Origin of the sequence: Gulosibacter molinativorax (assembly GCF_003010915.2) — a bacterium.
Taxonomy (GTDB): Bacteria; Actinomycetota; Actinomycetes; order Actinomycetales; family Microbacteriaceae; genus Gulosibacter; species Gulosibacter molinativorax.
In genome coordinates, this window is sequence record NZ_CP028426.1 from 14,448 (window position 1) to 27,850 (window position 13,403).

At 65.6% G+C, this 13,403-nt stretch carries 13 protein-coding genes; 10 read left to right on the forward strand and 3 right to left on the reverse strand.

Annotated elements, in window-relative coordinates:
- The first annotated feature begins 70 nt into the window (after positions 1–70).
- The 4 genes from GMOLON4_RS00090 to GMOLON4_RS00105 all read left to right on the forward strand — a co-directional run bounded on the left by GMOLON4_RS00090 (position 71) and on the right by GMOLON4_RS00105 (position 4,338).
- The gene (locus GMOLON4_RS00090; RefSeq protein WP_026937307.1) at positions 71–436 is read left to right on the forward strand and encodes a YraN family protein; all 366 of its coding nucleotides are present in this window, start codon (positions 71–73) and stop codon (positions 434–436) included.
- A complete protein-coding gene (locus tag GMOLON4_RS00095) occupies positions 433–2,001 on the forward strand; it encodes a YifB family Mg chelatase-like AAA ATPase (RefSeq protein WP_026937308.1) in 1,569 nt (522 codons plus the stop codon). Before GMOLON4_RS00090 ends, GMOLON4_RS00095 begins: the two co-directional genes overlap by 4 nt.
- The gene (gene dprA, locus GMOLON4_RS00100; RefSeq protein ID WP_051267030.1) at positions 2,001–3,308 is read left to right on the forward strand and encodes a DNA-processing protein DprA; all 1,308 of its coding nucleotides are present in this window, start codon (positions 2,001–2,003) and stop codon (positions 3,306–3,308) included. Before GMOLON4_RS00095 ends, dprA begins: the two co-directional genes overlap by 1 nt.
- Positions 3,309–3,426: 118 nt before the next feature.
- Positions 3,427–4,338, forward strand: coding sequence for a tyrosine recombinase XerC (locus GMOLON4_RS00105; protein WP_035733097.1), 912 nt, complete (start codon positions 3,427–3,429; stop codon positions 4,336–4,338).
- 112 nt (positions 4,339–4,450) lie between these two features.
- Here the strand turns inward: GMOLON4_RS00105 and GMOLON4_RS00110 are convergent, their stop codons facing one another.
- The 3 genes from GMOLON4_RS00110 to GMOLON4_RS00120 form a co-directional block, all read right to left on the reverse strand.
- On the reverse strand, positions 4,451–6,136 hold the full coding sequence (locus tag GMOLON4_RS00110; protein ID WP_026937310.1) for a hypothetical protein: 1,686 nt from the start codon (positions 6,134–6,136) through the stop codon (positions 4,451–4,453).
- Positions 6,137–6,198: 62 nt separating this feature from the next.
- Positions 6,199–6,750, reverse strand: a complete 552-nt coding sequence (locus GMOLON4_RS00115; protein WP_026937311.1) for a M23 family metallopeptidase — start codon at positions 6,748–6,750, stop codon at positions 6,199–6,201.
- Positions 6,751–6,937: 187 nt separating this feature from the next.
- Positions 6,938–8,179: a DDE-type integrase/transposase/recombinase gene (locus tag GMOLON4_RS00120; RefSeq protein WP_181244158.1), complete on the reverse strand. Its 1,242-nt coding sequence runs from the start codon at positions 8,177–8,179 to the stop codon at positions 6,938–6,940.
- A 313-nt stretch (positions 8,180–8,492) separates the two neighbouring features.
- Here GMOLON4_RS00120 and rpsB point away from each other — a divergent pair, with 313 nt between their 5' ends.
- From rpsB to GMOLON4_RS00150, 6 genes are all read left to right on the forward strand, one after another.
- Positions 8,493–9,350 (forward strand): 30S ribosomal protein S2, encoded by an 858-nt coding sequence (gene rpsB / locus GMOLON4_RS00125; RefSeq protein WP_026937813.1) that lies wholly within the window; start codon positions 8,493–8,495, stop codon positions 9,348–9,350.
- 21 nt (positions 9,351–9,371) lie between these two features.
- Positions 9,372–10,232, forward strand: coding sequence for a translation elongation factor Ts (gene tsf / locus GMOLON4_RS00130; protein ID WP_026937814.1), 861 nt, complete (start codon positions 9,372–9,374; stop codon positions 10,230–10,232).
- Between the two features lie 132 nt (positions 10,233–10,364).
- Entirely contained in the window at positions 10,365–11,111 is a 747-nt protein-coding gene (pyrH, locus tag GMOLON4_RS00135) for a UMP kinase (RefSeq protein ID WP_026937815.1), read from the forward strand.
- A gap of 56 nt (positions 11,112–11,167) precedes the next feature.
- The gene (gene frr / locus GMOLON4_RS00140; protein ID WP_026937816.1) at positions 11,168–11,722 is read left to right on the forward strand and encodes a ribosome recycling factor; all 555 of its coding nucleotides are present in this window, start codon (positions 11,168–11,170) and stop codon (positions 11,720–11,722) included.
- Positions 11,723–11,724: 2 nt separating this feature from the next.
- Positions 11,725–12,720 carry a phosphatidate cytidylyltransferase gene (locus tag GMOLON4_RS00145; RefSeq protein ID WP_051267390.1) on the forward strand — a complete coding sequence of 332 codons (996 nt, stop codon included), beginning with the start codon at positions 11,725–11,727 and terminating at the stop codon, positions 12,718–12,720.
- 53 nt (positions 12,721–12,773) lie between these two features.
- Positions 12,774–13,337: a DivIVA domain-containing protein gene (locus GMOLON4_RS00150; protein ID WP_026937817.1), complete on the forward strand. Its 564-nt coding sequence runs from the start codon at positions 12,774–12,776 to the stop codon at positions 13,335–13,337.
- Positions 13,338–13,403 lie beyond the last annotated feature (66 nt).

A 13,403-nucleotide genomic window follows, 5' to 3' on the forward strand; every position in this document is an offset into this window, starting at 1 on the left:
CGTTCTTGAAACTACTCGACGCAGGGCCCGTGTCAATGGTCGCCGGCGTCGCTTGAACGAGGGGACGTCGATGGGGTCGAACGTGGAATTGGGGAGGACCGGGGAAGCGCTCGCCGCACGGTACTTCGAATCGCTTGGCTACGAGATTCTCGAGCGAAACTGGCGGTGCGCCGATGGCGAGATCGACCTCGTGGTTCGGGACGGCCAGAGCATCGTGTGTGTCGAGGTGAAGACGCGTCGTTCTCTGCGGGCGGGGCATCCGCTCGAGGCGATCACGCAGGCCAAGCTCGGCAGGATGCGCCGCGTCGCCGTCTCGTGGGTCGCGGCACATCCCGAGTATCGCGGCGCACTCCGCCTCGACGTGGTGTCCATCGTGCTGGCGCCGGGTGCCGAGCCCGCCCTCATCCACGTCGAGGGCGTGGGGGACCTCGCGTGAGCGTCACGAGCAAGTCCTGGTCGATCGCGCTCGAGGGGCTCGGCGGACACAGCGTCGAGGTCGAGACGCACGTGACCTCCGGGCTGCCTCGCTTCGCGCTGATCGGGTTGCCGGATGCGTCGCTCGGGGAGGCGGGGGACCGCATCCGGGCGGCGCTCGATTCGGTGGGCTGCCGGCTACCGCCCGAGCGAGTGACGACGAACATGCTGCCTGCGTCGCTGCGTAAGCATGGGTCGGGCTTCGACATGGCCATCGCGGCGTCGATACTGGGCGCGACGCGCATGATCGATCCGGCCGCGCCCGGGCGAAACATGCACATCGGGGAGCTCTCGCTTACCGGTGAGGTGCGATCGGTGCGCGGGGTGCTGCCCGCGGTCCTCGCCGCGCGGAACGCCGGATTCGAGACGGCCCTTGTGCCCGCGGAATCGGAGGCCGAGGCACGCCTCGTCGAGGGGATCCGCATCGTGCCGGTCGCATCCGTATATGAGCTTGCGGTGCATTACGGGGCCGACCCGCTGTCGCTGATCGAGCCGCCACCGAATGTGAGGAGCCCGCTGGCGACGGCGGTGTCGCGGAGAGACCGCGCGACGTCGGACCTGCAGGATGTGCTCGGTCAAGAAGAGGCCGTGCGGGCGCTGCTTGTGACGGCGGCCGGGGGTCATCACCTCTTCATGCAGGGGCCGCCAGGATCGGGCAAGACGATGCTTGCCGAGCGGCTCCCGGGGATCCTGCCCGACCTCGATTCGAGCCGCGCGATCGAGGTGGCCGCGCTGCGCTCCCTGCGCGGGCTCAATGTCCCCGGCGAGCTCAGCCTGCGACCGCCATTTCAAGCGCCGCACCACACGGCCTCGGCGGTCGCGCTGATCGGCGGGGGATCGGGCGTCATTCAGCCCGGTGCGCTGTCGCTCGCGTCGCACGGCGTGCTGTTCCTCGACGAGGCGCCGGAGTTCCCGCGGCACGTGCTCGACAGCCTCCGGCAGCCGCTCGAGTCCGGGGAGATCACGATTCACCGGGCACGCTCGAGCGCATCCTTCCCCGCCCGGGCGCAGCTCGTGCTCGCGGCGAATCCGTGCCCGTGCGGGAATGCCGGGGCCGCCGACCTCGCGTGTGAGTGCACCCCGAGCACGCAGCGCCGGTACCTCGCGCGGCTGAGCGGGCCGTTGCTCGACCGAGTCGACGTGCAGCTGCGCGTCGAGAAAGCCGGGATCGCCGCGCTGCGGCTCCAGGCCGACGGGGCGGTCGGGAGCCTGACCACGGCCGTTGCGGCCGCGCAGGTGCGGGAAGCGCGCGAGCGCGCGCGGCGGAGATTCGGGCGGATGTCGTTCGACCGCAACGCCGACCTCACCTCGGCCGCGCTGCGCGCTCCCGAACTGCGCCCAGAGCCGGGCGCAGCCGACCTCCTCGATCGCGCACTCGTCCGCGGCCAAATCTCGATGCGGGGCTACTCGCGCATCCAACGGGTCGCGTGGACGATTGCCGACCTCGAAGGCAAAGACCGACCCACCTCGGCGCACGTCGCCGAGGCCCTCTACTACCGAGTTCGTGACGCACAGAAAGTTGCCTGATGACGATCCAGCAGCCCCAATTCACCCTGACCTCGGACATGCGGCGCCGTATTGATCCCGACAAACTCGCCGGCATCCTCGGCCCGCTCGTTGGGACGAGCGCAGGCCTCGATGACGAAACCGTGATGCGCACCTTTGCGCGACTGACGTGGAACACGGTTGTAGAGCCAGGGGATGCCGACGCGGGTCTGTTGACCGAGCTGCTTGGCCCCGAGGTGTGTTTCGTGCTCGCCGATGGGCAGGTGGACGCGGTGGCGGGCGCCCTCTCGTCGCTGGGAAGTGGCGCCTTCGACCTTGCGGGGACCATGGCGCGCTGGGCACCGCGGCTCGACCTCGACCGGGTGCTCGGCCTGTGCCGATCGGCGACGCAGCTCGGGCTGCGCTTTCTCCCGCCCGAGAGCGTCGCGTGGCCGCATCAGGTCGACGACCTCGGACCGCACGCCCCACAGGGCCTGTGGTTGCGGGGCGACGTGGATGCGCTGGCTCGCGGCCGCGGCTCCGTCGCGATCGTCGGCTCCCGCGCCAGCACCCCCTACGGGGACCGGGTCGCAGGCGACCTCGCCGCCGAAATTTCGGCTCGCGACATCGCGGTGGTGTCCGGTGGCGCGTACGGCATCGACGCCGCGGCGCACCGCGCGACGCTCGCGAGCACGGGCAACACGATCGCGGTGCTCGCGGGCGGCGGGGACCGGCTTTATCCCTCCGGAAACCGGGCGCTGCTCGAGCGGATCTGCGACGAAGGCGTCGTGATTACAGAGGCCCCGGTGGGGCAGCCGCCCACCCGGTGGCGATTTTTGCAGCGAAATCGTTTGATCAGCGCGCTCGCCCAGGCCGTCGTGGTCGTCGAGGCCGGCGCCCGCTCCGGCGCGCTCAACACCGCGAACCATGCCATGCACCTCGGCAGGCCGCTCGGCGCGGTGCCCGGTCCCGTGACCAGTGCATCCTCTGTCGGCTGCCACGGACTCTTGCGTGATCAGCTCGCGCGACTCGTCGCCCACTCGAACGACCTCTACGAGCTGTGGCAGGAGGGCGCGGCGCAGCATGGGCTACCGACCGGCCTGGTAACGAGCGGCGACGCTCAGCTTGACCTGGGCGACCTGTCCGGCTCGCACGCGGACGGGCTCTCCGCTGCGGCGATACGCGTGCGCGATGCGCTCCGCCCGCGGCGACGCCAGCGCGTCGACGAGATCGCGAAGGAGTGTGGCATGAGCGCGGCGACCGTCCGGGCGGGCCTCATGGAGTTGCAGCTCGCCGGGCTCGCCGAGGACGACGAATCCGGCTGGCGGAAGGCCCGGGCGCTGACCTAGCGACTCTACGGATCGAGCCATCCCGCCCGCGTCTTTCTTCTGAAAGCATTCGCGCAAAGCGCCGCGATGCCCGGCGCGACGCCCGCGATTCGCGCCGGGCGCCGCCTACGATGGACGAATGGCGAACCTGAGGGATGCGATCCGCGACTACGTGCGCGCGCTTTCCCTCGAACACGGTCGCTCCGATCACACATGCCGTGCGGTCGAGAGCGACCTCAGCCATTTCGCCGATTTCCTGGCGGATGCACGAGCAGGCCAAGGCGACACGGAATCGCTCGATCTCGAGCAGTTTCGTGACTGGCTGTGGCAGGAAACGAAGGCAGGCTATGCCTCCTCGACTATCGCGCGGCGAGCCTCGAGCGCTCGAGGATTCACTGCATGGCTGCACAATACGGGGCGCGGTCCGGATGCAGCCCGTCGGCTTCGTTCGCCGAAGTCCGGCCGTTCGCTCCCGCGCATGGTCTCCACCGACGCCATGGACGACATCTTTAGCGACCTTCGCGGGCGCGCTGCCACCGATGACCCCGTTGCGTTGCGCGATCTCGCGATCGTCGAGCTGCTGTACGCCACCGGCGTGCGCGTATCCGAACTGTGTTCCCTCGACATCGCCTCGATCGATCTCACGGAACGTGTGGTGCGCGTGATCGGGAAGGGAAATAAGGAGCGCGTGGTGCCGTTCGGGCAGCCCGCGGCCGAAGCCGTGACCGCATGGCTCGCGCAGGGGAGGACGGCGCTCGAGGACGACGATTCGGGGGACGCGCTTTTCCTCGGCGCTCGCGGTGGGCGGATCAATCCGCGCACCGTCTACGAGCTGTCCCGCCGCTTGCTCGAGCATGCCCCGGGTTCGGGCCCGGCCGGTCCGCACGCATTCCGGCACACGGCCGCGACGCACCTGCTTGATGGCGGGGCCGACCTTCGTGGGGTGCAGGAGTTTCTCGGGCACGCTGACCTCGGGACCACGCAGATTTATACGCACGTTTCCGCGGAACGTTTGCGGGAGACGTATCGTCGGGCGCATCCTCGCGCGTAGCGACAGCATGAATAAGCCCGCGCGGCACAATTCGCGCCTCCGGGATGAGTGATTCCTCAATCCCCGAGGCGCGAATTGTGTCATGGTCACCGGTCCACGGCCTTGAGTGGGATCACCACGTGTCGGCGCGCTCCTTTCGGCGCTGAACCGATCGCGAGAGCAGCCACCCGCCCGCACCGACACACGTGATTCCGAATCCAGCGGGGATCAGCCAAGCCAGGGGGTTCGCTCCGGTTTGGGCGAGCTCATCCGGGGCCATCGTCTCGGTGGGTGTTGCGGCGGTCGTTTCAGAGTCGGGCGCAGGTGTCACGAGGTCCGTCGAAGGATGCGGTTCGGACGGTTTCGTTGGCGTCACGCTGGGTGCAGGCGACGCTTGCGGCGTGGACTGTGTGTCTGCCGGTGATGCCGTTTGCGGCGCAGGCTTAGCGGTCGCCTCGTCGGATGATTCAGCGTTAGAGCTAGTGTCAGTCTCGGATTCGGGCTCGCTATGTGGCTCTGCGTCTGGCTCCGTTATTGGTTCGGGTTCGGGTTCAATGACAGCCTCGGGTTCAGGTGCCGATTCCGTTGTCGGAACTGGCTCAGGTTTCGCGATCTGCTCCGGCTTCGGGCTCGGCGTCGTATCGGGCGTGGGTTCAGGCGCGGGAGTCTCGCGTGGCTTTGATCTCGGTGCGGTGGATTCTGCTGGCTTCGGCGTAGGCGCGGTTGTCGGCGTCGCCACGGGCGCGGTTGTCTGCTTCGGCTTCGCGGCTGGCGCCGGAGTGTCCTTCGGCACGGTCGTTCGGGTAGGTGCTGGCTTCGGCGTCGCGGACGGCGTCGCCGACGGTGACGGGGAGACTTGCGGTCTCGACGAACTACCAAGGGTGGCCGAGGGTGTCGGCGATGCTTTCGGCTTGGAGGTGCTTGCCAGGCCGGGCGTGACCTTCGGCGAGAGTGACACGACGAGGTCCTGCGTTGTTCCGAATCCGGTGGCCGACTGAATGAGCAGCTGTCGCCCCTCGGTCACGAGCACCTGAACCGAAGGCGCCCAATGGTGTTCGGCCGATTTCACCGAGACATCCGCGCGAACTTCCTTCGCGTCCTTCTTGGCCGCAAGCGGGACCTCGTGCGACGAGCCCGAACCGAGCTGGAGCGTCGGCTCACCGTCGACCGTCGCGCCGGTGAGCGCGACATCGACGACCATCCCCGCGGGAACGTTGCCGACCGATAACACTGGCACGCCCGCATCCGAAACCGAAAGCGACGTGCTGATATTCGACCGGGGTTTCGACACCTTGACGTCGCGGGCACCCGAGCGAATTGCATCGAGGCGCTCGGCCACAGCATCGCGCACTTCAACGGGAAGGAACCCGAGATAATGCTGGTCGCCGCGGTAGTGCTCGGGGTCGGCGGTCTCCCACACGAAGAGGGCCGTTGCGGCGGTGTCCCGCGGATCGCTCGAACGACCGGTCGTCGAGATCGCCCAGTTAAGCTGTGCGAGCGTGAGCGGATCGAGCGACGCGACGACCTGCGGCGTGGCTTCGTCGGTGCGAAGCTTCCGTGTCGGGGCACCGATCGGCGATTCGACGGTGAGCTGGATGCAATACGCATTCTGGCGATCGAAGGTAAGCGCGCCAATGAAGCTGGCGGCGGTGTCGTCCTTCGAGTAACCGGGGCCTGCATCCGCGGCCTTGGCCGCACCGGTGCCGAGCCACAACCAGCAGCACGCGATCGCGATAACGGTGCTGAACGCGAGGAACAGTCTGAGGGGGAGTGCGAGTGATCGGTCACGTTCCCGTGACGAAGCGGGGCGGGTGGTCATGTGTTCCTCGTTTCGAGTGGGTGGCAAAGCTTCGGCGGGAGGTTGAGGGTAGGAACTCGTCACTATGGGGTGCCGAGAGGTAGAAGCACGGCGCGCGGCACGGCACCGAGCAGCGCGAGCGGGTCGATATAGGCGTCGCCATCCCGGGCACCGAGGTGCAGTCCGCCACTTGGCGAATGGGCCGGGTCCTCTGCTACGTGACCGATCACCTGGCCGCGGGCCACCGCATCCCCCTTCGCGACCAACGCGGTAATGGGTTCAAAGCTCGAGAGGAGCCCATTCGGATGCGCGATCGAGAGGACCGGGCGATCAACAACCCAGCCGACGAAATGCACGATGCCGTCGTCGGGCGCGAGCACGGGTGCACCCGTCGCGGCATTGAGATCGACGCCACGGTGGCCCGCGCCGTACGGATGGGGCAGGTCGAAGGGGCGCGTGACGTCAGGGACGGGCTCGAGCGGCCAAGACCAGATCCCGGGCTCGACCGTCTCGGTGTCTACGACGCTCGGCACGGAGCCGGAGCCTACGGCCGGGGCTGGCGCCGGCAATATCCAGGCGCCGATGGTGAGGGCGAGGAGTGAGCCGAGTACGCGGGCTCCAACGAACGAGATCATGCGCCTATCGTTGAATGATCAGGGCGATTCCGCTCGAAGATGCGGGCAGGCTGTGGAAAAGCGCGCATCCACAAGTCAGGGGTGCGAGATGCCTCATGTCAATATGCCCGCGAAATGATCTCCATGCCTCACTTGTGAATGCCCGCGAAATCGTGCCCAACCCGGGCCAGGGTTTCGCGGGCACGGGTTAGCTCGCTTTGCGACGCACCCCACGACTGGTGTCAGGCAGTGGCTTCACGGTCGCGGCTTCCAACTCCAGCGTCGGGCGCTGCGCGAGGCCGGTCAACCGGCGTTGGAGGGACACGATCCGGCGGGCGAGTTCGGCGGGGTTCAGGCTGTCGCGGTACGCGGTCAATTCCGCGATCTGCGCGGGAGCGAGCACTTCCGCGTCCAGGAGCCGATCGAACGGGGTTCGCGGGTCGTCGTACACCCGTTTGCGGCGGCCGACGCGGTCGGTGCTGTAGCCGGTGGGTTTGATCGTGGGTGTGAAATAGTTCAACCGGTCATTGACCAGCGGCCACAGCTGGTTCAGTAGCGTCAGCGCTTCGGGGGTGTCATACCGCCAGTAGAAGCCGTAGTGCCGCACGAGATGGTTGTTCTTCGACTCGATCGTGGCCTGATCGTTTTTCTTATACGGGCGTGAGCGGGTGAAGAAAATCTTCCGGTCCGCGGCCCAACCGATCACTTCGTGGTTGATGAACTCGCTGCCGTTATCGAAGTCTAAGCCGGTGACTTCGAACGGGATGCTGGTGACACCTGCGTCGAGCGCGGCGAGGATGTGGATAGTCGCGTTGTTCCGGATCGAGCGGGTGAACCCCCACCCCGTGCGCATGTCGGTCAGGTTCAATGTCCGTGCGAACTCGCCCTTCAGCGTGGGGCCGCAGTGCGCGACGGTGTCGCCCTCGAAGAACCCGGGCTCGTCCTCGACTTCGTCACCGGCTTTGCGGATCTGGATCGAGGAACGCAGCAAGGGTGAGGGTTTTGTGGTGCTGATCCCGCGCAGCGGGTCGCTGGCGCGGGCCGGGGCGAGGTACCGGTCGATCGTGGCCGCGCTCATCGCGAGCAACTCTTCGCGTACGTCGGGCGAGTACCGCTGCTGGCCGTGAACGAGTTCGTGGTGGCGTTCGAGGGCATCGAGCTGTAGTGGCATGGAGACGGCGAGGTATTTGCCGCACTGGCCGCCGGTCGCGGCCCACACCCGCTGCAGTACCTTGGTCGCGTCGTAGGAATACTTCCGTGGCCGTGGTTTGCGTTCGGTCGTAACGGCCCGTGGTCCTGGTTTGGAGGCTTTCGCGAGTCGGCGTCGGGCGTTATCGCGGGACCAGCCCGTGACCGCGACGACCTCGTCCAACAGCCGGCCACGGTCCTTTTTCGAGGCGTTGGCGTACTGCCGGGCATACTTCCGGGTGATCTCTATTCGGGCGGCCATTGACAACTCACTTCCCATGCCTTGAGCGTCACCGTTTCACGGGCCTTTTTATGTGAGGCATCGAGGGTGTTTCGCGGGCACTTGAAGTGAGTCTTGTCGGGGTGTGCCAGCGGGGGAGTTAAGCGCTAAACTCTTACCTGCAGTCTGTGAAAACGGGCTGACTTCGCGTGTCCGGTAGTGGTGCGCCCCTCGGTCCCCATCGCTTGCGATGGGGTGGGCGTGGCCCCGGGCACCAGGATTGTCGCGACTTGATCCGACACTAATAACCGCAATGCGCGTCGTTTGACGTGCCCAACCCTAGGAGACTACGACCATGGCAGTCGTCTCAATGCGTCAGCTTCTTGACGCCGGTGTCCACTTCGGCCACCAGACCCGTCGCTGGAACCCGAAGATGAAGCGCTTCATCTTCACCGACCGCTCGGGCATCTACATTCTTGACCTTCAGCAGTCGCTCGCCTTCATCGACAAGGCATACGACTTCGTGAAGGAGACCGTCGCACACGGCGGCACCATCCTATTCGTTGGTACGAAGAAGCAGGCTCAGGAAGCAATCGCCGAGCAGGCAACCCGCGTCAACCAGCCCTACGTCAACCAGCGCTGGCTCGGTGGCCTCCTCACGAACTTCCAGACCGTGCAGAAGCGCCTCAACCGCCTCAAGGAACTCGACATGGTCGACTTCGACGACACGTCGAAGGGCTACACGAAGAAGGAGCTCCTCATCCAGCGTCGCGAGCGTGACAAGCTGGAGAAGACCCTTGGTGGTATCCGCAATATGACCCGCACGCCGTCCGCGCTGTGGATCGTCGACACCAACAAGGAGCACCTCGCGATCGACGAGGCCAAGAAGCTTGGTATCCCCGTCGTCGCGATCCTCGACACGAACTGCGACCCGGACGACGTCGACTTCCCGATCCCGGGCAACGACGACGCAATCCGTTCGGTTGCGCTGCTCACCCGCATCATCGCCGACGCCGCTGCTGAGGGTCTCATGACCCGTCACCAGAAGCCGAGCGAGTCGGAGCAGGCCGCAGAGCCGCTCGCCGAGTGGGAGCTCGAACTCCTCAAGCAGGGCGAGAACCAGGAGTCGGAGACCGCGGAAGCCACTCAGGAATCGGCTACCGAGGCAACCGAAACTGCAACTGAGGCCGCTGCGGCCGAAGAGACCAAGTAACCAAAAGGGAGAGCGAACCATATGGCAAACTTCACCATTGCTGACGTTAAGGCGCTGCGCGAGCAGCTCGGCACCGGCCTGACCGACACCAAGAAGGCTCTCGACGAGGCCGACGGCGACATGGACAAGGCCATTGAGCTCCTCCGCCTCAAGGGTGCGAAGGGTAACGCCAAGCGCGCTGACCGTTCGGCCGCTGAGGGTCTGATCGCTGCCAAGGACAACGGCAACGGGACCGCGACCATCATCGAACTCAACTGCGAGACCGACTTCGTCGCCAAGGGCGAGAAGTTCATCGACCTGGCCAACCAGGTCCTCGAGGCTGCCGCTGCTGCGGGCGCAACGAACGCCGCTGAGGCGCTCGCGGCTCCTGCCGGTGACCAGACCGTTGCCGAGCTCATCGACGGCGTCGCCGCAGTTATCGGCGAGAAGTTCGAGCTGCGCAACGTTCGTTCGGTCAAGGGCGAGAAGTTCGACATCTACATGCACCTCACCTCCAAGGACCTCCCGCCGCAGGTTGGCGTCGTCGTTGGCTACGAGGGTGGCGACGAGGAGACCGCACACGGTATCGCGCAGCACATCGCGTTCGCGAACCCGTCGGTGCTCAACCGTGAGGATGTCTCGGAAGAGGACATCGCACGTGAGCGCAAGGTTGTCGAAGACCTGACCCGCGCCGAGGGGAAGCCTGAGGCCGCACTCCCGAAGATCGTTGAAGGCCGCCTCGGCGCATATTTCAAGCAGATTGTGCTCAACGAGCAGGAGTACGCCCGCGACCCGAAGCACACCGTTGCTCAGATCGCGGAGCAGGCTGGTCTCAAGATCGCTGACTTCGCTCGTCTCAAGGTGGGCGTAGGCGTCGAAGCTTCGGAAGAGGCAGACGCCTAGTCAATTCCGACTGGTGAATCGCACTGGGGCGGTCAGCTGAAAAGCTGACCGCCCCAGTGCGTATACCGACGATTTCCTGGCGCTGGCAACTAGGGTAGCTAGCGCCGTCTATGACTGAACTTAGGAGCGCAATTGCCAACTTCCTCACGCAAGCCGCGTCGTGTCTTGCTCAAGCTGTCGGGCGAAGCGTTCGGTGGCGGTCGGCTCGGTGTCGACCCTGACACGCTGACGAACATTTCGCGCGAGATTGCGCGCGCTGCCGAGAGCGTACAAATTGCCATCGTCGTGGGTGGCGGAAACTTCTTCCGCGGTGCTCAGCTCGCGAACTCGGGCATGGACCGCGGCCGCGCGGACTACATGGGGATGCTCGGCACCGTCATGAATGCCCTCGCGTTGCAGGACTTCCTCGAGCAGGCAGGCGCCACGGCGCGCGTCCAGTCGGCGATCGAGATGCGTCAGGTCGCCGAGCCCTACATTCCACTTCGGGCCGAGCGCCACATGGAAAAGGGACGCGTCGTCGTCTTCGGTGCGGGTGCCGGCCTGCCCTATTTCTCTACCGACACGGTCGCGGCGCAGCGCGCGCTCGAGATTCGTGCGGACGCGCTCCTCGTCGCGAAGAACGGGGTCGACGGCGTCTACACCGCCGATCCGCGAACCGACCCCGACGCCAAGATGATCGAATCGGTCTCGTACCAGGATGCGCTGCAGACGGGGCTCAAGGTCGTCGACTCGACCGCGTTCAGCCTTTGCATGGACAACAGCATGGACATGCGCGTCTTTGGCATGCATCCCGATGGCAACATCGAGCGCGCGCTGCTGGGCGAAGAGATCGGCACCCTCGTGTCGAACAACGTGAGCGGTATTTCGACCGCTTCGTAATCCCCAGCTCCCGGTATCAGTAGGATGGGGGAGACCCAGCAGCGAAAGGACACAACGTGATCTCTGAGGTACTTGCCGAGACCAAAGAAAAAATGGAGAAGGCACTCGAACACGCTCACGAGCAGTTCGGCAACATCCGCACCGGACGTGCGAACCCGGCCCTCTTCGACAAGCTGCTGGTTGACTACTACGGCACCCCGACTCCGATGGGTCAGCTCGCGTCGTTCCAGCAGCCCGAGGCCCGGATGCTCGTCATCACCCCGTACGACAAGTCGGCACTCAAAGAAATTGAGAAAGCGATCGCGTCACAGCCGAACCTCGGCGTGAACCCGCAGAACGACGGCAACATCGTGCGCGTAGTGATGCCGGAACTCACCAAGGAGCGTCGTCAGGAGTACGTGAAGCTTGCTCGCGACAAGGCGGAGGATGCCCGCGTCGCGGTGCGCAACATCCGCCGCAAGTCGAAGAGCGACCTCGACGCGCTCGAGGGCGAGATCGGCGACGACGACATCGCGCGCGCCGAGAAGGAACTCGACAAGATCACGAAGACCTACACGGATCGCGTCGACGACGCGTTCAAGGCAAAGGAAGCTGACCTACTCGAGGTCTAGCCGTGACCGAGGATGCTCGAGACGACGCGAAGCGGGACGCCGGTGATACCGACGCCCCGCTTCGTGGTGTCGTCGGGAATCCTGGGCTAGCGGGGCGTTCGCTCGAAGAAGAGGCGCTCCGAATCGGCAAACGCGTTCGCGAGATCAACGATCAGGTCAACGAACGAAGCGGGCGAAATCTCGGCAGCGCCATTGCGATCGCCTTCGTGATGATCGCGGCGGTGCTCGCGAGCCTGCTCATCGATAAGCGCTGGTTCATCATCTTGGGCATCGCGATGGTCGCGGTGCTCGTCGTAGAACTCTCGACGGCAATGCGACGAGTGGGCCTGCGCATCCCCCGCATTCCTTCGGTCGCGATGACATTCGCAGTGGTGCCGGCGGCGTTCTACCTCGGCGCCGAATGGATGTGGGCGGCGCTGATCGCGGGCACGATCGTCGTCTTGCTTTGGCGGGTCGTGGAATGGGTCCTCGAGAAGCCGCGCCTGAGCGCGAAGCAATTGCAGGTCGATGCGACCGCAATCATTTTCGCGCAGCTCTACGCGACCTTCCTCGGATCGTTCTCGGCGCTGCTCGTGGCCCAACCCAACGGCGAGTATTGGGCGCTCGCATTCATCATCGTGGTGGTGTGCGTCGACACGGGCGCGTATGCCACGGGGCTCAAGTTCGGCAAGCACAAGCTCGCGCCACGCATCAGCCCCGGTAAGACTTGGGAAGGCTCAATCGGCGGCACCGTGTTCGCCGTCATCGCCGGAATTCTGCTCTGCATCTATCTGCTCGGCCTGCCCTGGTGGTTCGGCATCGTGATGGGCGTCGCCATTACGATTACCGCCACGGTCGGTGACCTCACCGAGTCGATGATCAAGCGCGCGCTCGGTATCAAGGACATGTCGAACTGGCTCCCCGGCCACGGCGGCTTTTGGGACCGCCTTGACTCCATGTTGCCCTCGGGCGCGATGGCATTTGCGCTCTATTTCTGGGCCGCGCCGCTCATGCACTGAGCAACTTCCGCGTTTGTGCATTCGTTCATCACGGGATGGGGCAGAATAGTCGGGTGACATCTGAAGCCCTTTTCCCCACAGCGCCTCGCGGCGAGTTTGGTTACGACCAAGACGAGGTCGAGCGTGCGCTCGCTGTCGCCCGCGAGCGATACGAGAACTTCGACAACGCCTCCGGCGGAAAGCGGCTCACGGCGAAGAGCATCCGCCACACGGCATTCACGATGCGTAAGCGCGGTTATTCGGCGCCGCACGTGGACGCGGCCCTCGAGCGACTCGAGGATGCGGTGGCCGTTCGTGAGCAGGAGGAGCGGGTGTCGCAGATCGGCAAGGAGGAATACCTCGCTGAGACAAAGGATGCGGCGCGCGCCATTCTGAAACGCCTTGAGCGCGGCCCGGGGGAGCGGTTCGAGCGCGTCTCGGCGTTCCAGCGCGGCTACGCGGTGGGTGAAGTGGATGCATTCAGCGAACGAATCGACGACTTCCTGCGTGGCAAGGCGCCGATGACGCTTCGTGAAGCACGAGGTGTCGCGTTTTCCTCGAAGCGCCGCGGCTACAGCGAGGGGCAAGTCGACCTGCTCATCGACGCCGTGGTCGACGTGATGCTCGCCATTCGCTAGTTTGTCTCGGAACGGTCGCATTGCGGGGCCCGGTCTGAGCCGAACCTGGGAGTTTATAACAGACCC